Origin of the sequence: Bordetella avium, from assembly GCF_034424645.1 — a bacterium.
GTDB classification, from domain to species: Bacteria; Pseudomonadota; Gammaproteobacteria; order Burkholderiales; family Burkholderiaceae_B; genus Bordetella; species Bordetella avium.
Genome location: NZ_CP139969.1, coordinates 2,762,479 through 2,784,197, shown reverse-complemented (window position 1 = coordinate 2,784,197; position 21,719 = coordinate 2,762,479). Strand labels below are relative to the sequence as shown.

The following is a 21,719-nucleotide window of genomic DNA, read 5'->3' as shown; positions in this document are numbered from 1 at the left end:
CGCAACCGCCCGTTTTCTCTGCATGCCTCTACTCTCGGATTTGCCCTCTTGCGATACGCCCGGGCTGGGTGACTTACCTTGCGCGGGCACGCTGGTGCTCACCGTCAATAACCGGCTGTCGCGTCGTCTCACCCTGGAGCTGGCCGCTCAGCTGCGCCTGGGGCGCCAGGTCAGTGAGCTGCCGCGCATTTTGCCTTTATCGGCCTGGCTGGTGAGCGCCGCCGACGAGCTGTCCTTTACTGCGCAAGCCGAGCTGCCGGCGTTCCGCCTGGGCGGTTTTGCGGCCCAACTGGTCTGGCGCGACGCCATCGTGCGCGAAGAGGCCGACCGCGAACTGCTGGATATCGACCAGGCGGCCAAGCTGGCCATGGACGCCGACATGCTCTGTGATGAGTGGCGGCTGCAGATTCCCGAGGCTGCGCAGACGGACGAGTATCGCGGCTTTGCCCGCTGGCGCGGACGCTATCGCGCCTTGCTCGGCGAACTCGATGCCGACGATGCCAACCAGGGCTATGAACGGGTGCTGCGCGCCTTGCGGGCAGGAGAGCTCAGTGCGCCCGAACGCGTGGTGCTGGCCGGTTTTGGCGAAGTTTCTCCACGTTTTGCGCGCTTGCTTGCCGCCTTTGAAGAGGGCGGCGCCCAACTCATGGCCTGGGGCGAGGCGCGTCCGCGTCTGGCTGAGCCCAGGCGTGTGCTGGCCGCGGACCATGGCGCCGAGTGGCGGGCCGCCGCGGCCTGGGCCGCCGAGCGCCTGCGCGCGCATCCTCATGGCCGCTACGCCATCGTGTCCGCTCAGTTAGAAAGCGAGGCGCCGTTCGCGCGCCGGGTGCTGGATCAGGCCCTGCAGGCCAGCGGCGGGCAAGACGCGCTGCTTTTTAACGTGGCGGTGGGCCGTCCGCTGATCGAGTGGCCGGCGTTGCGCGCCGCGCTGGCCTGGTTGCAGGCTTTGGCCGACATGGCGGCCGCTGGCAGCGTGGCGGTCCCCGTGCTGGGCGCGGCCCTACTGGCCGGTCATTGTGCCGGCGATCGCAGCGAACGGCATGCTGCAATCGATGCACGCTGGCGGCGCCAGGGCCGCATCAGCCTGAACGAAGAGGCCTGGAAACAGGCTTTGCAATATTGTCCGCGCCTGGCGCAAGCCTGGGAGGCGGCCATGACGGTCTGGCGTCTGGGGCCGGCGCGCGCGCCTTGCGATATCTGGATGCCGCGCATTCGCGAGGCCTTGAAGGCCTTGGGGTTTCCTGGCGAGCGCACGGTCGATAGCGTGGGCTATCAGCTTATGGGCGCGCTGGGCGAGCTGTTGGGCGATTTCGCAGCACTGGCGCCGGCAGTCGGCTCGCTGGACGGGCGTGGGGCAGTGCGCCTGTTGAGCAGCGCGGCGCGCGCGGGCAGCTTTCAGCCGCAGCGTGATCCGCAGGCGCGTCTGGACGTGCTGGGCCTGCTCGAAGCCGAAGGCGGCAGTTGGGACGGCGTCTGGATGCTTGGCCTGACCGACGAGGTCTTGCCCGCCTCGCCCAAGCCGAACCCGCTATTGCCCTTGATGGTGCTGCGTCAGGCTGGGGCGCCTCGCGCCACCCCAGAGCGCGAGCGCGAGTGGGCTGAGAACATCTACGCTGCGCTGCGCACCTGCGCGCCGGAAATGATCGTCAGCTGCGCCGAGCATGAGGGCGAGCGCGAGCTGCGTCCTTCCCCCTTGATTGCCGCTGCGCCTTTGCTGGAAACCGCCCGGCTTGGCGCAGATGCGCAGACGGGCTGGCCGCAGCAGGTCTTAGAGGATGAGCAGGGTCCGCCGCTGAACCCGGCGAGCCTGAGTACCGGCGGTCTGGATGTGCTCGACACCCAGGCACGCAACCCGCAATGGGCTTTCGTGCGCCATCGGCTGGGCGCCCGCGAACTGGCGCCGTATGCGCAGGCCGCGGCGCAGAATGTGCGTGGCCAGTTTCTGCATCGGGCGCTTGAGCTGGCCTGGCGCATGCTGCCCGATCAGGAGTCCTTGCATCTCTCGATGAGCGAAGGCCGTTTGCAAACGCTGTTGAACGAGGCGGTTCAAGAGGCGGCGGATCAAGAACTGGCCGCTTACGCGCCGGCGCTGCGTGCGCTGGAGTGCGCGCGCGCCGCCGGCGTGCTGGCGCGCTGGATGGCGCTGGAGGCGCAGCGGCTGCCTTTCGCCGTTGGCGAACTCGAGGCCGAGCACACTTGGCGGCGCGGTGCCTTAGCGCTCAAATTGCGCCTGGACCGCATGGACAGGCTGGCCGATGGCCGTGCTGTCATCCTGGATTACAAAACAGGTTCGGCGCAGGCGCGTCCCGAGGCGGACTGGTCGCGTGCGCGGCCCATCAATCTGCAACTGCCTTTCTATGCCTCGGTGTTGGGTGAGGGCGCCCCGGAGGTGGCCGGGCTGATACTCGCGCAGATTCATGCACGTCATGTCGGTGCGCAAGGGCTGTGCGCAGAGGATCTCGGCATCGAGGGGCTGCGGGTGGCGGCCGAAAGCGAAGCCTTTGGGGGCCGCGATTGGGCGCAGATCCTGGCCGGGTGGCGCGCCGCCATCGAGAGCCTGGCCGACGAGTATGCGCGCGGCCATGCCGCCAACGTGGCCTGGGGCCGCGACGACCTGAAATACTGCGATGCCATGCCTTTTCTGCGCCTGCATCTGGATGAAGACGAGGCCTGAACCATGAGCGAACGCCAACCCCAAGACCATGCCCAGCGTCTGCGCGCGCTGGACCCGCAGACTTCTTTTCTGGTGCAGGCGCCAGCGGGCTCAGGCAAGACTGAGCTGCTGACCGACCGTATTCTCGCGCTGCTGGCCACGGTTAACCGGCCAGAGGAAATCGTCGCGATCACCTTCACGCGCAAGGCCGCCTCAGAAATGCATGCCCGCGTGCTTGAAAAACTGGCGCGTGCGCAGGGGCCGGAGCCCGAGGCCGCGCATGAGCGCCGCAGTTGGCGGCTCGCTCGCGCCGCGCTCGCGCGCGATGCCGAGCGTGGCTGGCATGTCTTACAGCATCCGGCCCGTCTGGCCATCCGCACCATCGACTCATTCTGTTCCGGCCTGGTGCGCGGCATGCCCTGGCTCTCCGGCCTGGGCGGCATGCCTGATATTGCCGATGATGCCCGCGCCTGTTACGAGGCCGCCGCCCGCGCCACCTTGGCGCTAGCCGATGAGCATGATTCGGTCGTTAGTCTGCTGGCCCACCTGGACGTGGACATACAGGCTGCCGAACAGGCCATCGCCGGCATGCTGGCCCAGCGGGATCAGTGGTTGCCTTTGCTGGCCTATGGTCTGGACCGTGAGGGCTTGGAGCAAGCCCTGGCCGAAACCCTGGCCGAAGAGTTGGATATCCTGCGTGGCCTCATGCCGCCAGGTTGCGACGCGGCCCTTTGTGGCCCGGCCCGCATGGCTGCGGCCGAATTGTCGGCGGGTGAGGATGCGCGGCTGGCCCCCTTGCTCGACTGGGTCGATCCCTTGTTTCCCGATGCCCAAGACCTGCCGCGTTGGCGCGCCGTCGCCCATTTGCTGCTGACTGGCAGCGGCACGCTGCGCAGCCCCAAGGGGGTCACCAAGGCTTTGGGTTTTCCTGCCAAGACCGCGCACAAGGAAGCCTTTGTGCAATGGCTGTCGGGTTTTAGCGGCGACGAGGCCTGGATCAGCCGGCTGGCGGCGCTGCGCGATATGCCTGATGCCGGTTTCACTGAGGCGCAATGGGAGGTGTTGAGCGCGCAATTGGTGACGCTCGCGCTCGCGGTGGGGCAGTTGCAGAAAGTGTTCGCCGAGGCCGGCGAAGTGGATTTCATCGAGATTGCCCAACGCGCCCAGCGCGCCCTGGGCGATGCCGATGACCCTGGCGAGCTGCTCCTCAAGCTCGATGCCTCGATCCGCCATTTGTTGGTCGATGAGTTTCAGGACACTAGCCAGACGCAGATCGATCTGCTGACTTCTTTGACCTCCGGCTGGCAGCCGGGTGATGGCCGCACCCTGTTTCTGGTGGGTGACCCTATGCAGTCCATCTATCGTTTTCGCAAGGCTGAAGTGGGCTTGTTCTTGCAGGCGGCCGAGCGTGGCATAGGCGAGCTGCGGCTGGAGTATCTGCAGCTGACCGATAACTTCCGCTCTCAGGGCGGTGTGGTCGAATGGGTGAATCGCAGCTTCGCCGATTTGCTGCCTGCCGAGAACGATGCGGCGGCCGGGGCCATTCGCTACAGTGCATCGGCGGCTTTCCATCCTGTCCTGCCTGGCGAGGCGGTGCGCTTTCATGCTGCCTGGGCCACCGATGGTCCGGCCTCGGGGGATGCAGCCGCCGAAGATATCGCCGTGGCGCTGGCGCGGCAGGCGCTGGCCGAGCATCGGGGCAGCGCGCATCCTGTCGCCATTCTGGTACGGGCCCGCGCCCATCTGGGCAGCCTTTCGCGCCGACTGGCCCAGGAAGGGATTCCTAGCCGTGCCGTCGAACTCGTGCCTCTGCGCTTGCGTCCGGTTGTCGCGGATCTGGTCCAGTTGCTGCGCGCGCTGTCGCATCCGGCCGACCGTATGGCCTGGCTGTCGGTGCTGCGCGCACCCTGGTGCGGCCTTACGCTGGAAAGCCTGCAACGCCTGTTTGGCGCGGATCACCAGGCGCCCGTTCCCGAGTTGTTGCGTCTGGCGCTGGCCCCAGATGCGCCGGCCATTCTGGCTGAGGATGAGCACCGCCGCCTGTCCCGCGTCGCGGCGCTCTTGCTCGACCGAGGCAATGATTCCGGCGCCTTGCCGCTGGCGGCCTGGCTGCAACGCGTCTGGCAGGCGCTGGGCGGCGCCGCTTTGTATGCCGGTGTGGGCGCGGCCAGCGACGCGGAAAGCCTGTTTCAGCTCGTCGAGCGGCTGGCCCCGCATGGCGGCCTGGACATCGCCGTGCTGGATACCGCCGTAGCGCGTCTTTTCGCCGCACCGGATGTGGAGGGCGAGCAGGGGGCTGTCGAAATCATGACCATGCACAAATCCAAAGGTCTGCAATTCGACAGCGTCATCCTGTATGGCCTGCATCGGGTGCCGCGCGGTGATCAGGCGCCGCTAGTGCGTTTCGAGAACAACCTGGGGCGGGTGCTCATGGGCCCGATCAAGGCCCGCGCTGACGCCGAGGCCGATCCCCTTTCGCGCTATCTCGGCGCACGCGAAGCCCGGCGCGCCGCTTATGAAACCGACCGTCTGCTTTACGTGGCGGCCACGCGCGCGCGCAAACGCCTGCACCTGATCGGCAATCTGGTCTTCGACGCCGAAAAAGGGCTGCGCGCACCGGCGGCCTCCAGCCTGCTGGGCCGGCTTTGGAACCATGTGCAGGCGGGCGAGGCGCCCGAGGCAGCGCCAGCCCAGGCGCAGGCCAGTGGGCCGTTTTGGCAGGGCGAACCGCTCAGGCGGCTGGATGATGCGACGGTCGCGCTATTGGCGGCCCGTCCTGGGTGGCCTGCCGCAGCGGCTGGTTTCCTCGCTGACGCCGAACATCCGGCCTGGCAATTGGAGGCGGGCTATGAGGCCGCCATTGGCACGCTGGCTCATGCCTGGCTGGCGCGCATCGGCGAAGAGGGGGGGCAGTATTGGGATGCAGCGCGTTTGTCTGAGCACCGGCCTGCGATGCGGCGTCAGCTCACGCGGGCGGGCATTCCCGACAGCCAGGCGGATGACGCTGCCGATGCTGTGTTGCAAACCCTGCAGGCCACGCTGTCGGATGGGCCGGGCATCTGGCTTTTGAGCCAATCGCGGGCCCGCCGGGAGTGGCCGCTGATCGATGCCACGGGCAGGGTATCGGTCATCGACCTGGCGCTCAGCACCGAAGACGGCTGGCTTATCGTCGATTACAAAACCGGGCAGGCACAGCCGGGCGAAGGCGCGGAACACTTCGCCCAGCGCATGCGTTTGCGCCACGCCGAGCAGCTCAAGCGGTATTGCGCTCAAGTCACGGCGCTGGACGGCCGTCCAGCGCGCGCCGCGCTCTACTTTCCGCGTGCCCAGGCCTGGATCGAGCTATAGGCCAGGCAGGCGGTTGTTCTGGGCGACGAGGCGGGGTGGCAAAAGGGGCGGCATCGCTGCGCTGCCGGCGGCCTAAAGCGGGGTCTGGTTCATTCTGATAGAATGGCGGCTGGCGGGCCCCTTCGCATGGTTCGACGGTGAACCTGGTCAGGTCGGGAACGAAGCAGCCATAGTCGTTTAGGGCCAGTGCCGGAGTAAGGCTCGCCTCCCGGTTTTCCCAAAAGGGGCGCCGTGCAAGGAATAATTGGTGTTTGTCACCTGTTCCTGCGCGGCGCCCCTTTTGTTTTCGCGGCAAGACCGTTTATCGTCGTGTTCCGGCCCAGGCTGGCTCATCAGGCTCTACAATCCCCGCATGACTTATCTGGTTCTGGCCCGAAAGTGGCGTCCGCGATCCTTTGATACCCTGGTCGGCCAGGATCACGTTGTGCGCGCCTTGACGCATGCGCTGGATACTCAGCGGTTGCACCACGCCTGGTTGTTCACCGGCACTCGCGGTGTCGGCAAAACGACGCTCTCGCGCATTCTGGCCAAATCCCTGAACTGCGAAACCGGCATCACCTCCAAGCCCTGCGGTGTCTGCCGCGCTTGCACCGAGATCGATGCCGGCCGCTTTGTCGATTATCTGGAGCTCGACGCGGCGTCCAACCGCGGCGTCGAAGAAATGACCCAGCTGCTGGAGCAGGCCGTCTACGCGCCGGGCGCCGGCCGCTTCAAGGTCTACATGATCGACGAAGTCCATATGCTTACGGGTCACGCGTTCAACGCCATGTTGAAAACGCTCGAAGAGCCGCCGCCGCACGTCAAGTTCATACTCGCCACCACCGATCCGCAGAAAATTCCGGTCACGGTGCTGTCCCGTTGCTTGCAATTCAACCTGAAGCAGATGCCGCCCGAGTCCATCGTGGGGCATTTGCAGGCCGTCTTGGGTCAGGAGCAGATCGGTTTCGAAGTGCCGGCCCTGCGCCTGATCGGGCAGGCCGCGTCGGGCTCGATGCGCGATGCGCTCTCTCTTACCGATCAGGCCATCGCCTATAGCGCGGGCAACCTCACCGAAGAGGCTGTGCGAGGGATGTTGGGCACGATCGATCAGCGTCATCTGGTGCGCCTGCTCGATGCACTCACCGCTGGCGATGCCCGCAGTGTGCTGGCGGTGGCCGATGAGCTCTCCACACGGGGCCTGTCGTACACCGGCGCCTTGGCCGATTTCGCCGTCCTGCTCTCGCGTGTCGCGATTGAGCAGCGCGTGGCGGGCGCGACGCCGGGCGATGATCCGCTGGCGCAGGATGTTGCGCGCTTGGCGGCCAATCTGCATCCCGACGCGGTTCAGCTTTTCTATTCCGTCGCGGTGCACAGCCGTAGTGAATTGAGCCTGGCGCCCGATGAGTACGCTGGGTTTGTGATGGCCTGTTTGCGTATGTTGGCCCTCAATGGCGAGGCTGGCCCCGCCACTCAGATCGAGGCGCCGCGCGCGGCATCGCCTGCGCCTGTGGCCGTACCGGTCGCCAAGGCGGTTGACGCTGTTAGGCCGGCCGAAGCGCCTGTCGGCACCGCTGAGCCGCCGCCTGCCGTCGCGGCTGTCCCTGCGCCGGCCGAGCCCGCGCCCGCCGCTGCGGCGCCCGAGCCTGCTGTCCTGCCGCCTTGGGAAGAGGCGCCGGTCGCTGTGGCCGAGGATGCTGTCGTGCCGCAAGAGGCAGCGCCGGCGCAGGCCGTAAAGAATGACAGCCCGCCTTCCTGGGTGGAAGAGCTTATTCCTGACGATGCCCAAGAGGCTTATGCGCCGCAGGCCTACACCCAGGACCCCGATGACGACTTCGAAACCCTGGCCGTCGAAGCGCCTGCTCCCGTTGTGCCGCGTGTCGCCCCACCACGTGCGCCGCGACAGTCGCGTGCCCGCCTGAGCGATATGTCGGCCCAGAACTGGCCAGACCTGGCGGCGCGCCTGCCGGTCACCGGCCTGGCGGCCGAGTTGGCTCGCCAAAGCGAATGGGCTGGCGTGCAGGGTGATGCGGTCATGTTGCGCGTCGCCGTGCGCACGCTTGCGGAAAGCGAGAGCCGGGTGCGTTTGCAGACCGTGCTGTGCGAGCATTTTGGCCAGGGTTTGCGTTTGGAAATCGAGGTGGGCTCCACGGGTGACGCCACCGCTCATGCGGTCGCACGCATTGAGCGCGCGGCGCGTCAGCAGGCCGCCGAAGACGCCGTCGCGGCCGATCCCTTCGTGCAGGCCCTGATCAACGATTTTGGCGGTCACGTCGTGCCGGGCTCGGTACGCGCCGTCGAACCGCCGGCCGCCTGAGGCCGGCACTCAACTTATTCCTTGAGGAAGACATACCATGATGAAAGGACAACTGGCTGGTCTGATGCGCCAAGCTCAGCAAATGCAGGAAAACATGAAGAAGGCCCAGGATGCGCTGGCCGATATTCTGGTCGAAGGCGCTGCCGGCGGCGGTCTGGTCAAGGTCACCATGTCGTGCCGCAACGACGTCAAGCGCATCGCCATCGACCCCAGTCTGCTGGCCGATGACAAAGACATGCTGGAAGATCTGGTGGCTGCCGCCTTCAATGACGCGTTGCGCAAGGCCGAGGCCACCTCGCAGGAAAAAATGTCTGCCCTGACCGCTGGCCTGCCGCTGCCTCCGGGTATGAAGCTGCCGTTCTGAGGTTCGCCGCGCTGCGATCATGGACAACGCCTTACCCGAACCCGAGCCGCTTATTGCGCTGATCGAGGCCTTGCGCCGCCTGCCTGGCGTGGGCGCGCGCTCTGCCCGCCGCATGGCCTACCATCTGCTACAGCACGATGTGCAGGGGGCCGATATGCTTGGCCGGGCCTTGGCGGGCGCGGTGCAGAATCTGCGGCGTTGCGCCCGTTGCAACAGTTTTACCGAAGACGATGTCTGTGTCATCTGCGCGAATCCCAAGCGTGATGCATCCCTGCTGTGCATTGTCGAAACGCCGGCCGATCAGAATGTCATCGAGTCCAGTCATGGTTATCGAGGGCTTTACTACGTGCTGATGGGCCGCCTTGCCCCCCTGGAGGGCGTCGGGCCGCGAGAGCTGGACTTTCAGCGTGTGCTCGATCGCGCCGCCGACGGCCTGGTGCAGGAAGTCATTCTGGCCACCAACTTCACCGCCGAAGGCGAGACCACGGCGCATTTTCTTGGCGAGGCGCTGGCCGAGCGCGGCCTGAAAGTCACGCGCCTGGCGCGTGGGGTGCCTGCGGGTAGCGAGCTGGAGTATGTCGATGCCGGCACCATTGCCTGGGCGCTGATGGAGCGCCGCGCTACCTAGCGGCGTGGTGCGGCTGCCCGGCTTTCGTTCGCAAACGAAACCGCCCGCTTGCGCGGGCGTCAATGGCGGCTTGCACGCTGTCTGGATTACAAAAAGATCAGTGCGAAGATTCCAATAACGAGCAGCCACTTCAAAATATAGTAAAGCGTCTTGTTCTTTTTCTTGATGCTCTTGCCAAAGCGGCGGACTGCGTAAACCGTGCCAAAGATACGGTTGATCCCGCCGGTGCGGTCGCCTTCCTGGTTGGGGGAGGTGGCGGCGCGCAGCAAAATATTGCCAAAGAAGTTATTGACTGCCTGCGCCCAGCGATACTTCATCGGGCGTTCCAGATCGCAAAACAGAATGATGCGGTTCTGGTCGGTTTTGTTTTCGGCGTAATGAATGAAGGTCTCGTCGAACACCACGGCCTCGCCGTCGCGCCAGTAGTAAGTCTGGCCATCGACGTCGATATAGCAGTCCGGGCTGTTGGGCGTGATCAGGCCCATGTGAAAGCGCAGCGAACCGGCATAGGGGTCCCGGTGGCGCGGCAAACGGCTGCCCGGCGGCAAGGCTGTGAACATCGCCGCCTTCATGCCTGGAATGTTGCTGACCAGCTCGGTGGTCAGCGGGCACAGGGCGCGCGCCGACGGATGGTCAGTGTCATACCACTTGAGGTAAAACCGCTTCCAGCCGCTTTTAAAAAACGAGTTGAAACCCGCATCGTTGTATTTGTCCGAGGCCTTGATATGGCCCTCGCCAAACAACTGTTCCGCTTCGGCGCGGATGTCTTCCCAGCGGTCCATCAGGACTTTGACTTGAGGGAAATACTTCAAGTCCAGATAGGGCTGGTTGGGCACGCCCGAAAAGGCGTACATGAAGACATTGATGGGTGCTGTGAAGCTTGAGTGATCCAGCGCCTGGCGCGAAAATCGGTGCCGCACGCGGCCACGGTAGTGCACGACCACGGCGCAGACGATGAATAACGCAAGTATGAACCACTTCATGCCGTATCCTTCCGGGTCCGGATGGCTATCCGGACCCCGATTTCCCTCTAGGGCCTATTGATGCAGGGAGGCGTGCAGGTCCTGCAGCGGATAAACCTGGAAACCCAGGCCTTCGCGCAGGAATTGCATCCCTTCGACCGCGGCACGGGCGCCTGCGATAGTGGTGAAGAAGGTTACCCGATTTGCCAGGGCTTGCGTTCGGATCGTGCGCGAGTCGGCAATCGCGTTGCGGCGCTCTTCGACCGTATTGATCACCAGGGCGATTTCACCGTTTTTGACCATGTCCACGATGTGCGGACGGCCTTCAGTGACCTTGTTGACCAATTGCACCGGAATGCCGGCAGCCTCGATCTCTGCCGCCGTGCCACGGGTGGCCACCAGCTTGAAGCCCAGCTTGTGCAGGCCGCGCGCCACTTCGACGGCGCGCGACTTGTCCTGGTTTTTCACGCTGATGAATACCGTGCCCGATTCGGGCAGGCGCACGCCTGCCGCCAATTGCGACTTCACGAAGGCTTCGCCAAAGCTGCGGCCCACGCCCATGACCTCGCCGGTGGACTTCATTTCGGGGCCGAGAATGGTGTCCACGCCGGGGAATTTCACGAAGGGGAATACCGCTTCCTTGACCGAGTAGTAAGGCGGTACGACTTCCTGCGTCACGCCTTGCTGGGCCAGGGTGCGGCCAGCCATCGCTCTGGCGGCAATCTTGGCCAGTTGCAGGCCGGTCGCCTTGGAGACGTAGGGCACCGTGCGCGAGGCGCGCGGATTCACTTCGAGCACGTAGACGTCGCCGTCTTGCACGGCGAACTGCACGTTCATCAGGCCGCTGACATTCAGCGCGCGGGCCATCGTAGTGGTCTGGCGCTTGATTTCAGCCACGATATCGGCCGACAGCGAGTAGGGCGGCAGGCTGCAGGCGGAGTCGCCCGAGTGCACGCCGGCCTGCTCGATATGCTCCATCACGCCGCCGATGAACACCGTCTCGCCGTCGGCCAGGCAGTCCACATCGACTTCGGTGGCGTTATTCAGGAAGCGGTCCAGCAGCACGGGCGAGTCATTGCTCACCTTGACGGCCTCGCGCATATAGCGCTCGAGATCCTGTTGTTCGTGCACGATTTCCATGGCGCGGCCGCCCAGCACGTAGCTGGGGCGCACAACCAGCGGATAGCCGATTTCGGCAGCATGGGCCAGCGCTTCGGCCTCGGTGCGAGCGGTGCGGTTGGGCGGCTGACGCAGACCCAGCTTGTTCAGCAGTTTCTGGAAGCGCTCGCGGTCTTCGGCCACGTCGATCGATTCGGGGCTGGTGCCGATGATGGGCACGCCGTTGGCCTCAAGGGCGCGGGCGAGCTTCAGAGGGGTCTGGCCGCCGTACTGCACGATCATGCCTACCGGATTTTCCTTGTGCACGATTTCGAGCACGTCTTCGAGCGTCAGCGGCTCGAAGTAGAGGCGGTCGGATGTGTCGTAGTCGGTCGAGACGGTTTCCGGGTTGCAGTTGACCATGATGGTTTCGAAACCATCTTCGCGCAGCGCCAGCGAGGCATGGACGCAGCAATAGTCGAACTCGATGCCCTGGCCGATCCGGTTCGGACCGCCGCCCAGCACGATGATCTTCTTGCGATCGGTCGGCTGCGCCTCGCACTCTTCCTCATAGGTGGAGTACATATAGGCGGTGCGGGTGGCGAATTCGGCCGCGCAGGTGTCAACGCGCTTATAGACTGGACGCACATTGAGCTGGTGCCGCAGCTTGCGCACCTCGGATTCCGAGGAGTCCAGCAGGAAGGCCAGGCGGCGGTCGGAGAAGCCGCGGCGCTTGAGTTCAAACAGCGTGGCGTAGTCCAGGTCGGACAGCGTCTTTTGTTCGAGGGCCAGTTCGATATCGACGATCTCTTTGATCTGCGACAGGAACCAGGGGTCGATGTGGGTGAGGCTGTGCACCTCGTCGAGCGAGAAGCCCTGGGCGAAGGCGTCGCCCACATACCAGATGCGCTCGGGGCCGGGCTCGCCCAGTTCGACCTGCAATTTTTCGCGGTCGGTGGTTTTTTGGTTCAGGCCGTCCACGCCGACCTCCAGACCGCGCAGGGCTTTCTGGAAGGACTCCTGGAAGGTGCGGCCCATGGCCATGACTTCGCCGACTGACTTCATCTGCGTGGTCAGGCGGGCATCGGCCTGCGGGAATTTTTCGAAGGCGAAACGCGGCACCTTGGTGACCACGTAATCAATGGTGGGCTCGAAGGAGGCCGGGGTTGCGCCGCCGGTGATTTCGTTCTTGAGCTCATCGAGCGTGTAGCCCACCGCCAGACGGGCGGCGACCTTGGCTATCGGGAAGCCCGTGGCTTTGGAGGCCAGCGCCGAGGAGCGCGAGACGCGTGGGTTCATTTCGATGACGATCATGCGGCCGTTCTTGGGGTTGACCGCGAACTGCACGTTCGAGCCGCCTGTATCCACGCCGATCTCGCGCAGCACCGCGATGGATGCGTCGCGCATGATCTGGTATTCCTTGTCCGTCAGCGTCTGCGCCGGCGCGACCGTGATTGAGTCGCCGGTGTGCACGCCCATGGGATCGAGGTTTTCGATCGAGCAGACGATGATGCAGTTGTCGGCCTTGTCGCGGACGACCTCCATCTCGAACTCTTTCCAGCCCAGGAGCGACTCTTCGATCAGCAGCTCATTGGTGGGCGAGGCCTCCAGGCCGCGGCGGCAGATGGTTTCGAATTCTTCGGCGTTGTAGGCGATGCCGCCGCCGGTGCCGCCCAGGGTGAAGCTGGGGCGGATGACGGCCGGGAAACCCGAAGTGCCGATTTCAGCAGCGATGCGGCGCTGAACTTCCCAGGCTTCTTCCATGGTGTGCGCCACGCCCGACTTGGCCGATTCCAGGCCGATGTCGTTCATGGCCATCTTGAACTTCTGGCGGTCTTCGGCCTTCTCGATGGCGTGCTCGTTGGCGCCGATGAGCTCAACCTTGTACTTGGCCAGCACGCCGTTGTGAGCCAAGTCCAGGGCGCAGTTCAGCGCGGTTTGGCCGCCCATCGTGGGCAGCAGGGCGTCGGGGCGCTCGCGCTCGATGATTTTCTCGACCGCCTGCCAGGTGATCGGTTCGATGTAGGTCACATCGGCCGTCTCCGGGTCCGTCATGATGGTGGCGGGGTTGCTGTTGACCAGAATGGTGCGGTAGCCCTCGGCCTTGAGCGCCTTGCAAGCCTGCGCGCCCGAATAGTCGAACTCGCAAGCCTGGCCGATGATGATCGGGCCGGCGCCAATGATGAGGATGCTTTTTATGTCTGTACGCTTGGGCATGGTGGAATCTTTATTTCTGGCCGGCCATCAGGCTGATGAACTTGTCGAACAGCACGATGATGTCGTGCGGGCCCGGGCTGGCTTCAGGGTGGCCCTGGAAGCAGAAGGCCGGGCGGTCGGTAAGCTCGAAGCCTTGCAGGGTGCCGTCGAACAGCGAGATGTGCGTGACGCGGGTGTTGGCCGGCAGGGTGGCGGCGTCGACGGCGAAACCGTGGTTCTGGCTGGTGATGAACACCCGGCCGGATTGCACGTCTTGCACCGGATGATTGGCGCCGTGGTGGCCGGTCTTCATTTTGACCGTCTTGCCGCCCACTGCCAGGCCCATGATCTGGTGGCCCAGGCAGATGCCGAAAACCGGCAGCTTGCGCTCCAGAAATACGCGCGCGGCGGCAATGGCGTAATCGCAGGGCTCGGGATCGCCCGGCCCATTGGCCAGAAACACGCCATCGGGATTGAGTTTGAGCACGTCTTCGGCCGGGGTTTGCGCCGGCACCAGCGTGATGCGGCAGCCCCGGTCGGCCATCAGGCGCAGGATGTTCTGTTTGACGCCGAAGTCGTAGGCTACGACGTGGAAGCGGTCTTGCTCGGGCTGGCCGTAGCCTTGGCCCAGTTCCCAGGTGCCTTGTGTCCAGGTGGTGGTTTCCTTTTGGGAAACGACCCGGGCCAGGTCCTGGCCGGCCATGCCGGGGAAAGAGCGCGCCAGTTCAACGGCGCGCTCGGCGTCTTCGCCAACGAAGATGCAACCGCCTTGCGCGCCCTTGTCGCGCAGAATGCGGGTCAGTTTGCGGGTGTCGATACCCGCGATCGCGACCACACCTTGCTCCGTCAGATACTCGGGCAGGGATTGCGTGGATCGGAAATTAGAAACTCGCGCGGGGCAGTCGCGCACCACCAGACCGGAGGCGTAAACACGATTGGCTTCGACGTCTTCAGTATTGACGCCGGTATTGCCAATGTGGGGATAGGTCAAGGTCACGATTTGACCGTTGTAGCTCGGGTCGGTGAGAATTTCCTGATAGCCCGTCATGGCGGTGTTGAACACCACTTCGGCTACGGTATGACCCGGCGCGCCTATCGATACGCCTCGAAAAATGGTACCGTCCGCCAGAGCCAGAATTGCAGGAGGGAAGCGGTTGATTCCCTCGGGAAAAAGTTGCGGCAGCACAGTGAACCCCGGTTTCAAAATCGATAATCAAACTTTCAGATTATAACCTGAAATGTGGGTGTTCCGGGGGGTTGACTGCAAAATCATGTCAGATCGAGCTGCGCCGTCTCAGCGGACTCTGAACGCGGCGCCTGGCGATGCCGACCGGCAACATCGTAAGCGTCAGGTGCTACCCTAGGGCTTGTCTCAATCTTGTTAGCGATGCCATGCCCTCACAGCTCGAAGCCCTGCGCCGCCATACCACCGTTGTCGCCGACACCGGCGATTTCGAGACCATGCGGGCGCTGCGCCCCACTGACGCCACAACCAACCCGTCCCTGATACTTAAGGCGGTTCAGCAGGCTGCCTATCGCCCCCTGCTCGATCAGGTGGCCCGTGATCATCGTGGCGCGCCCTTGGCCGAGATCACGGATCGTCTGCTGGTCGCTTTTGGGCGGCAGATTCTCGACATCGTGCCGGGCCGGGTGTCTACCGAAGTCGATGCGCGTCTGTCTTTCGATACCCGCGCTACCATCGAGCGGGCGCGCAGCCTGATTGCGCTGTACGAGGCGGCAGGGGTGGCCCGCGAGCGTGTGCTCATCAAGATCGCCTCGACCTGGGAAGGCATTCAGGCCGCCAGGCTGCTTCAGCAAGAGGGCATACGCTGTAACCTGACCCTGCTGTTTTCGCTGGTGCAGGCCGCCGCCTGCGCCGAAGCGGGGGTGCAGCTGATTTCGCCCTTTGTGGGCCGCATCTACGACTGGCATAAAAAAGCCGCCGGCGCGCAATGGAACGAGGCGCAGCAGTCCGGCGTCAATGACCCTGGGGTGCAGTCCGTGGCACGCATCTTCGCGTATTACAAGGCCTATGGCGTCGCCACCGAAGTGATGGGCGCTAGTTTCCGCAATACGGGGCAGATCCTGGCGCTGGCGGGTTGCGATCTGCTGACCATCAGCCCGGAATTGCTCGCCCGGCTGGACGCTACCGAGGGCGAGGTCCCGCTGAGCCTGAGCGAACCTTTGCCCGGTGCGGCCCTGCCCAAGGCGCTGCCGTCAGGCGAGATCGCCTTTCGCAGTCTCTTGAACGAAGACGCTATGGCCAGTGAAAAGCTGGCCGAGGGCATACGGCTTTTCGTGGGCGATGCCCAGCGGCTGGACGATTTGCTGCGGGCGGCGGGCGCTTACTGAGGCGTGGGCGGGATGGGCCTGCGAATGCCTTAAGGCTGGATATCGTTGCCTACCTCTTGTTTGACGTGGGCAACATCACCCCAGTCGAGAATTCGCCATTGCTTGCCATCAATCGCGACACGATTGATGCTGACATTGAGCAGGCTGGCATGGCGCGGTGCATTCAGCGCGACACCTTCTGCCTGCCGCCAAATGATGTCGAGCACGCCACCATGGGTAAAGACCAGCACGCGCTGGCCGGCATGACGCTGAGCGATGTCTTCGACAGCCGTCACTACGCGGGCGCAGAAGTGGCCCAGAGTTTCTCCGCCGTCTAGCGCGCGCGTGGGATCGCGGCTTTTCCAGGCAGCGGCCGCAGCGGGAGCCAGCTCGTCGATACGCTCCAGATCGAGGCCCTCCAGCACGCCAAAACTGCGCTCGCGGATGCCGGGTTCAAGACGCATCCTCAACTCCAGCGCCTGGCTGACGGGTTCGGCCGTGCTCAGGGCGCGCTTCAAGTCGCTGCTATAGAGGGCATCAAAGGGTGCTGTCTCGGCGCGCAGCCGCTCAGTCAGGCGTTGCGCCTGTTCCAGGCCGGCGCTATTGAGTGGGATGTCTTGCCAGCCTTGCAGGCGGCGTTGGCGATTCCAGTCGGTTTCGCCGTGGCGGATAAACCAGATTTCAGTCATGTGATGGCATGGCGTTTGGGCCGGGCTTCCATATTTTTTGAACCACGGAGCTTAGCGCGACCAGCAGGGCTTCGCCAGCGCGCTCGGGAGGCTGAATAAAGCCTAGCGTCGCATCAGCGCGGGCCTGACCCCAAACAATGAAGTCGCCCGCGGCGGCGCCGGATAGCGCGGTCTCTTCCCGCAGCAAGGCGCAGCCAGCGCCCGCGCGCACCATCGCGTCCATATTGGCCTGATCATCGTTGCGCATGACCACGCGCGGCGCCAGCCCGTGTCGCTCGAACATGTCACGCAGGAGCAAATGGGAGTGGCTGCCTGCCGGTCCGTCGAGCCAGGGGAGCTGAGCGATATCGCGCCACCCGGCGCGTGTCAGTGTGGCGCTCAAGGGCCGCGGGATGGCGATGCGATAGCGCACGCTGCGCAGGGCCCGCCAATGCACGCTACGGGGAGGATGCGCCACGATGACCAGCGCCGCCGCCAATCGTCCGCCCTGCACCTGCTCAAGCAAAGCGTCGGCCGGCAGCATATGGGTTTTGAGTTCCACCAGGGGTAGGCGTTGCATCAGGGTGGAGGCCAGATCGCCCAGGCGCAGAAACTCCGGGCGTTCGCTAGGCACGCCCAGGTCCACCGCGCCCTGCAAGGCGCCTTGCAATTGCTGCGCTTCGGACTTGAGTTGAACGCCCAGAACCAGAAGTGCCTCTGCGGTGGGTAGCAGGGCTTCGCCGGACTTGGCCAACACCATGCGGCCCGCGCTGCGTTCAAACAGCGCGACTCCCAGGCTTTGTTCCAAAGCCTTGATCTGTGCGCTGACTGCGGGTTGCGTGAGGGAAAGGGCTTCCGCCGCGCGGGTCAGGTGGCCCAGCCGGGCCACCGTGACGAACGCGCGGATCTGATAAATTTCCATGGGAGCAAGTGTAGGCTTGCTCAGGCCGCGAGCAAACGGATCTGGCTGGGCTCCAGGCCGACCGAGACCGGCGCGCCGATCGGAAAGGGCGACAGGCCCGCCATATGGGTCTGGTCGGCAGTCAGGCGCTGTTCTCCGACGGCAAGCTGATAGCGCGTGAATTCGCCCAGAAACTCGCTGGCTTCGACCACGGCGGGCAGCCAGACATAGCGTGCGTCGCCCAGGCTGTCGGCCATGTCGATTTGCACCGTGTGCGGGCGAAAGCTTGCCGCCAGGCGAGCGCCCTCCGGCACTTCGCTGTTAACCGGTAGGCGCAGCTCGCCCACGCCTTCCACGGCCAGAACCACGCTGTCGCGGCTGCGTTCGCGCACCTTGCCTTCCAGCACGTTCATGGTGCCCACAAAGTTGGCCACGAAACGGTTGACGGGATAGTCGAACAGGGTGGTGGGAGAACCGATTTGTTGGACTACGCCACGGTCTAGCACCGCCATGCGGTCTGCCGTGGTCATGGCCTCTTCCTGGTCATGGGTTACGAAGATGGTGGTGATGCCAAGGCGGCGTTGCAGCGCGAGCAGATCCTGCCGCATTTGCACGCGCAGCTTTTTGTCCAGGTTGGATAGGGGCTCATCGAGCAGCAGCACCTGCGGCTCGATGACAATGGTGCGCGCCAATGCCACACGCTGCTGTTGTCCGCCTGACAATTGGTTAGGCCGACGCTTGCCGAACTGGGTCAGGCCCACCAGATCCAGGGCGGCATCGACGCGTTCCCGGATCTCGGCGCGCGGCAGCTTGCGCTCGACCAGCCCAAAGGCGACGTTGTCCCACACGGTCATATGCGGCCACAGCGCATAACTTTGGAACACCATGCCGATATTGCGTTTCCAGGGCGGCGTGCCGCTGATGTCCTTGCCGTCGATCAGCAACTGGCCGTGGCTGTGCTGATTGAAACCGGCGATCAGCCGCAGCAAGGTCGATTTTCCCGAACCGGAGGGCCCGAGCAGGGCGAAGAACTCGCCGGGCTCGATGTTGATATTGATGTCCTTGAGGACTTCATTTTTGCCATAAGAGAGCCGGATATTGCGGCACTCGACGCTGATTTTTTTCATGGTTCAGTCCTCGTTGCGGATCGGGCGCTGGCGGGCCGAAGCGCGCTCGACCAGCAAATGGGAAACATAGGTGCCGATGCCCACGGCGGCGACGGCCAGCACCCCCAGGGCCGCGCCGGGGCCCCGGCCTGCGGCGCTCTGCATATAGAGATAAATGCCGTAGCTCATGGGCGCTTGGCTGTCACGGGTGACCAGCATGATGGTGGCGGATAGCTCGACTGCGGCCGTCACGAAGCTGGTGACGAAGCCGGCCAGCATCCCGCCTGCCATCAGCGGCACGACCACCCGGCGCAGCGTCCGCAGACGGTTGGCGCCCAGCGATTCTGCCGCCTCTTCCAGCGAAATATGGATCTGCTGCAAGGAAGCCACGCAGGCGCGCAGGGCATAGGGCAGACGCCGCACCGAGTACGCGAGCATGATGAGTACCCATGACGACGTCAGCAATTCGCCGCCGATTTCCACGCCCCGGAAGGTGCGCAGATAGCCGATGGCGAGCACGATGCCGGGGATGGCCAGGGCGGCGGAGGCCATGAAGTCCAGCCATTGACGCGCAGGCAGGCGGGTGCGCAACATCAGGTAGGCGATGGCCGTGCCCAGAATCACATCCACCCCGGCCGCCAGACCGCAATAGAGCAGGGTGTTGGCGATCATGCCTTGCGACTCGGAGAACACCGCGCTGTAATGCGCCAGCGTGTAGCCGTCGGGCAGCGGCGCGTAGCTCCAGACGGTAGCGAGTGACAGGAGCAGCACGCCCATGTGAGGCGACAGCACCAGCGCCAGCACCAGAATGATCCAGCCATAGGCCAGCACCGACTCGGCAGGGCGTAGTTTGCGCTTCTGGATGGCGCCGCCGCCTTTTTGCAGCGTGGAGTAATCCTTGCCGCTCAGCATGCGGGCCGACAGCCACAGCGCCAGAATGGAAAAGCCGATCATGATGACGCTGATCACATAGCCCAGCGGGTCTTCCAGCCCCACCTGCGTGATGCGCAGATAGGCCTGCGGCGCCAGCATATTGGTCGTGCCCAGCACTAAGGGCGTGCCCAGGTCGTCGAACACTTTCACGAATACCAGCGAGGTGCCGGCCACGTAGCCGGGCAGGGCCAGCGGAAAAATCACGCGGCGAAACAGGCGAAAGCCACGCGAGCCCAGATTGAAGGCGGCCTCTTCCATTGCGCCGTCGATATTGCGCAGCGCCACCACCAGATTCATCAGGATGAAGGGGAAGTAGTGCAGCGATTCGACGAAGATGACGCCATTGAGGCCTTCCATGAAAGGGATGGTGAAGCCGAACCAATCATCGAGCAGCAGGTTGACCGACCCCGAACGGCCGAACAGCAATTGCATCGCCACCGCGCCGACGAAGGGCGGCATGATGAGGGGCAGCACCCCCAGGGTTTGGATGATGAGCGCGCCCCGGAAATCGAAGCGCACGGTGAAATAGGCCAGCGGCACGGCAATCAGGGATGCCAGCAGCGCAGACCAACCCGCCACATAGAGGCTGTTGAAGAAGGCCTCTTTCATGAGCGGCTGGCCGAAGAAAGCGCCAAAATGGCCCAGTGTGAAACTGCCGTCGGCGTTCACGAAAGCAGTGTGGAAAACCGTGCCGACCGGAACGATCAGAAACAACAATAGAAAGGCCAGCACCAGCAGCGCGGCCAGAAGCGGCCCGGCGGGCAGGCGGGATCGACCCGTTAGCATCATAAGGGTTCCTGCGGGATGAGAGTAAGCGCCGCCCCTGTCTGGGCGGCGCCTGCCTGAAGCGGCTGGATTACAGCGCGGCGGCTTCGCGCGCGAGTTTTACGGCCTGTTCATAGTTTGCGCGGGCCTGCGCATTCCATTCACCCTCGAGCTGGGTGATTTTCTGATTGACGGCGGCGTCTTTCTTGTTGCCCGCGAACAGTTTGAGGAAGGCCGGGTCGGCCACGGCCTTGCCGTCCACCACGGGCGCCCAGGCCAGCTTGCGCGCCTGCGCAAGCAGTTCGGCCGGCTTGCCTTCGGCGGCGCGTTTGCCCAGTTTGGCCTCGGCCTCGTAGATTGCTTTGGTCGCCGCCTGCAGTTCCTTCAAGCGGAAGCTGATGGTCTGGTCATACAGGCTCTGCACGATGTAGTAGCGTGTCTGTGACAGGTTTGCATCGAAATGCACCTTGCTGCGCTTGGCGATTTCTTCAGGATTGGGATAGCCGGGCGGGATTTTTCCCTGCATGTCTTTATAGGGCAGCACTGGCAGGCGCGAAATCTTGGGTTCCAGCAGCAGTTCCTGACCCGCCTGGCTCAAGGTGAAGGCGATGAATTTCTTGCCTTCTTCGGTGTTCTTCGCACCCTCGATGAGAGCAATATTGGCGGGCACGATGGAGGTTTCTGTCGGGTAGACAAACTCCACCGGGAACTTAGAGTATTTGCTCGACAGTCCGAAGAAGTCGATCACGGGCCCGGCGCCGAACTGGCCGTTGTTCACGCCATCTGGCACGCCGAAAGAACGTTCGGTGACCGCGCTGGCATTGCCCGACATGCGCAAAATGGTCTGCCAGCCCTCATCCCAGCCTTCACCCTGCAAAATGGTTTCGACGGTCAGGTGCATGGTGCCCGAGCGCGACGGCGCAGTGATGCCCACATGGCCGAACCATTGCGGCGATAGCAGGTCTTTCCATTCCAGCGGGGGAGGCAGCTTGTTGGCTTTGATATAGCGCGTGTTGTACATAATGCCGTAGCCCGCCAGCGCCTGACCCATATACAGACCCGAGGGGTCGTTGATCGGGTAACTGCCGATCTTGTCGGGCACAGCCTTGTTCAGCGCATCGGGCGCCTTGGCCAGCAATTTGTCGCGGGCCAGCACCTCGAAGGCGTCAGGCGCGCTGGCCCAGAACACTTCCGGGCGCTGGCCCGCTGGCGTTTCGCGCACGAAGGCGATGCCGGATACGGTGTTCTTGTTCAGGATTTCCAGGGTGACCCCCGGATTGGCTTTCTCGAAGGCGGCCTTGTAAACCTGGGTCAGGTCCTTGGGAAAGGACGTGATGACGGTCACGGTGCCGGCCAGGGCGGGGACGGTGGCCGCGAGCAAGGCGGCCGCCAGCGTGGTACGCACGGCGTTCATGGTCTGTCTCCTCTGTGTTTTTATGTGGTTCAGACCATAGACGCGGGGCGGCACTGCGT

14 protein-coding genes and 1 other RNA gene are annotated in these 21,719 nt (G+C 64.1%); 7 read left to right on the top strand and 8 right to left on the bottom strand.

What is annotated here, in order from left to right:
- Positions 1–22 precede the first annotated feature (22 nt).
- The 6 genes from U0029_RS12850 (at position 23) to recR (ending at position 9,286) form a co-directional block, all read left to right on the top strand.
- Positions 23–2,674, top strand: coding sequence for a PD-(D/E)XK nuclease family protein (locus tag U0029_RS12850; protein WP_114852678.1), 2,652 nt, complete (start codon positions 23–25; stop codon positions 2,672–2,674).
- Positions 2,675–2,677: 3 nt separating this feature from the next.
- Positions 2,678–6,001 (top strand): UvrD-helicase domain-containing protein, encoded by a 3,324-nt coding sequence (locus U0029_RS12845; protein WP_012416603.1) that lies wholly within the window; start codon positions 2,678–2,680, stop codon positions 5,999–6,001.
- A 111-nt stretch (positions 6,002–6,112) separates the two neighbouring features.
- Positions 6,113–6,210: signal recognition particle sRNA small type (gene ffs / locus U0029_RS12840), an RNA gene on the top strand.
- Between the two features lie 143 nt (positions 6,211–6,353).
- The gene (gene dnaX, locus U0029_RS12835) at positions 6,354–8,294 is read left to right on the top strand and encodes a DNA polymerase III subunit gamma/tau (RefSeq protein ID WP_114852679.1); all 1,941 of its coding nucleotides are present in this window, start codon (positions 6,354–6,356) and stop codon (positions 8,292–8,294) included.
- A 37-nt stretch (positions 8,295–8,331) separates the two neighbouring features.
- Positions 8,332–8,658, top strand: coding sequence for a YbaB/EbfC family nucleoid-associated protein (locus tag U0029_RS12830; RefSeq protein ID WP_012416605.1), 327 nt, complete (start codon positions 8,332–8,334; stop codon positions 8,656–8,658).
- A 19-nt stretch (positions 8,659–8,677) separates the two neighbouring features.
- Positions 8,678–9,286, top strand: coding sequence for a recombination mediator RecR (gene recR, locus U0029_RS12825; protein ID WP_012416606.1), 609 nt, complete (start codon positions 8,678–8,680; stop codon positions 9,284–9,286).
- Positions 9,287–9,372: 86 nt separating this feature from the next.
- On the opposite strand, the gene lpxO is transcribed toward recR, so the two are convergent.
- Genes lpxO through carA form a run of 3 tightly spaced genes read right to left on the bottom strand, consistent with a single transcriptional unit; the run spans position 9,373 to position 14,728 of the window.
- Positions 9,373–10,269, bottom strand: a complete 897-nt coding sequence (lpxO, locus tag U0029_RS12820; RefSeq protein ID WP_012416607.1) for a lipid A hydroxylase LpxO — start codon at positions 10,267–10,269, stop codon at positions 9,373–9,375.
- Between the two features lie 54 nt (positions 10,270–10,323).
- Complete coding sequence (gene carB / locus U0029_RS12815) at positions 10,324–13,563, bottom strand: carbamoyl-phosphate synthase large subunit (protein ID WP_012416608.1); 3,240 nt, start codon at positions 13,561–13,563, stop codon at positions 10,324–10,326.
- Positions 13,564–13,573: 10 nt separating this feature from the next.
- Positions 13,574–14,728 carry a glutamine-hydrolyzing carbamoyl-phosphate synthase small subunit gene (carA, locus tag U0029_RS12810; RefSeq protein ID WP_039051483.1) on the bottom strand — a complete coding sequence of 385 codons (1,155 nt, stop codon included), beginning with the start codon at positions 14,726–14,728 and terminating at the stop codon, positions 13,574–13,576.
- A gap of 206 nt (positions 14,729–14,934) precedes the next feature.
- Between carA and tal the strand changes: the two genes are divergently transcribed.
- Positions 14,935–15,894 (top strand): transaldolase, encoded by a 960-nt coding sequence (tal, locus tag U0029_RS12805; protein WP_012416610.1) that lies wholly within the window; start codon positions 14,935–14,937, stop codon positions 15,892–15,894.
- A 29-nt stretch (positions 15,895–15,923) separates the two neighbouring features.
- On the opposite strand, the gene U0029_RS12800 is transcribed toward tal, so the two are convergent.
- The 5 genes from U0029_RS12800 to U0029_RS12780 all read right to left on the bottom strand — a co-directional run bounded on the left by U0029_RS12800 (position 15,924) and on the right by U0029_RS12780 (position 21,660).
- Positions 15,924–16,562 (bottom strand): histidine phosphatase family protein, encoded by a 639-nt coding sequence (locus U0029_RS12800; protein ID WP_012416611.1) that lies wholly within the window; start codon positions 16,560–16,562, stop codon positions 15,924–15,926.
- The gene (locus U0029_RS12795) at positions 16,555–17,463 is read right to left on the bottom strand and encodes a LysR family transcriptional regulator (protein ID WP_012416612.1); all 909 of its coding nucleotides are present in this window, start codon (positions 17,461–17,463) and stop codon (positions 16,555–16,557) included. Before U0029_RS12795 ends, U0029_RS12800 begins: the two co-directional genes overlap by 8 nt.
- Before the next feature lie 20 nt (positions 17,464–17,483).
- Positions 17,484–18,569, bottom strand: coding sequence for an ABC transporter ATP-binding protein (locus U0029_RS12790; protein ID WP_012416613.1), 1,086 nt, complete (start codon positions 18,567–18,569; stop codon positions 17,484–17,486).
- A gap of 3 nt (positions 18,570–18,572) precedes the next feature.
- On the bottom strand, positions 18,573–20,270 hold the full coding sequence (locus tag U0029_RS12785) for an ABC transporter permease (protein WP_012416614.1): 1,698 nt from the start codon (positions 20,268–20,270) through the stop codon (positions 18,573–18,575).
- A gap of 67 nt (positions 20,271–20,337) precedes the next feature.
- Positions 20,338–21,660 (bottom strand): ABC transporter substrate-binding protein, encoded by a 1,323-nt coding sequence (locus tag U0029_RS12780; protein WP_114852680.1) that lies wholly within the window; start codon positions 21,658–21,660, stop codon positions 20,338–20,340.
- Positions 21,661–21,719: the final 59 nt, after the last annotated feature.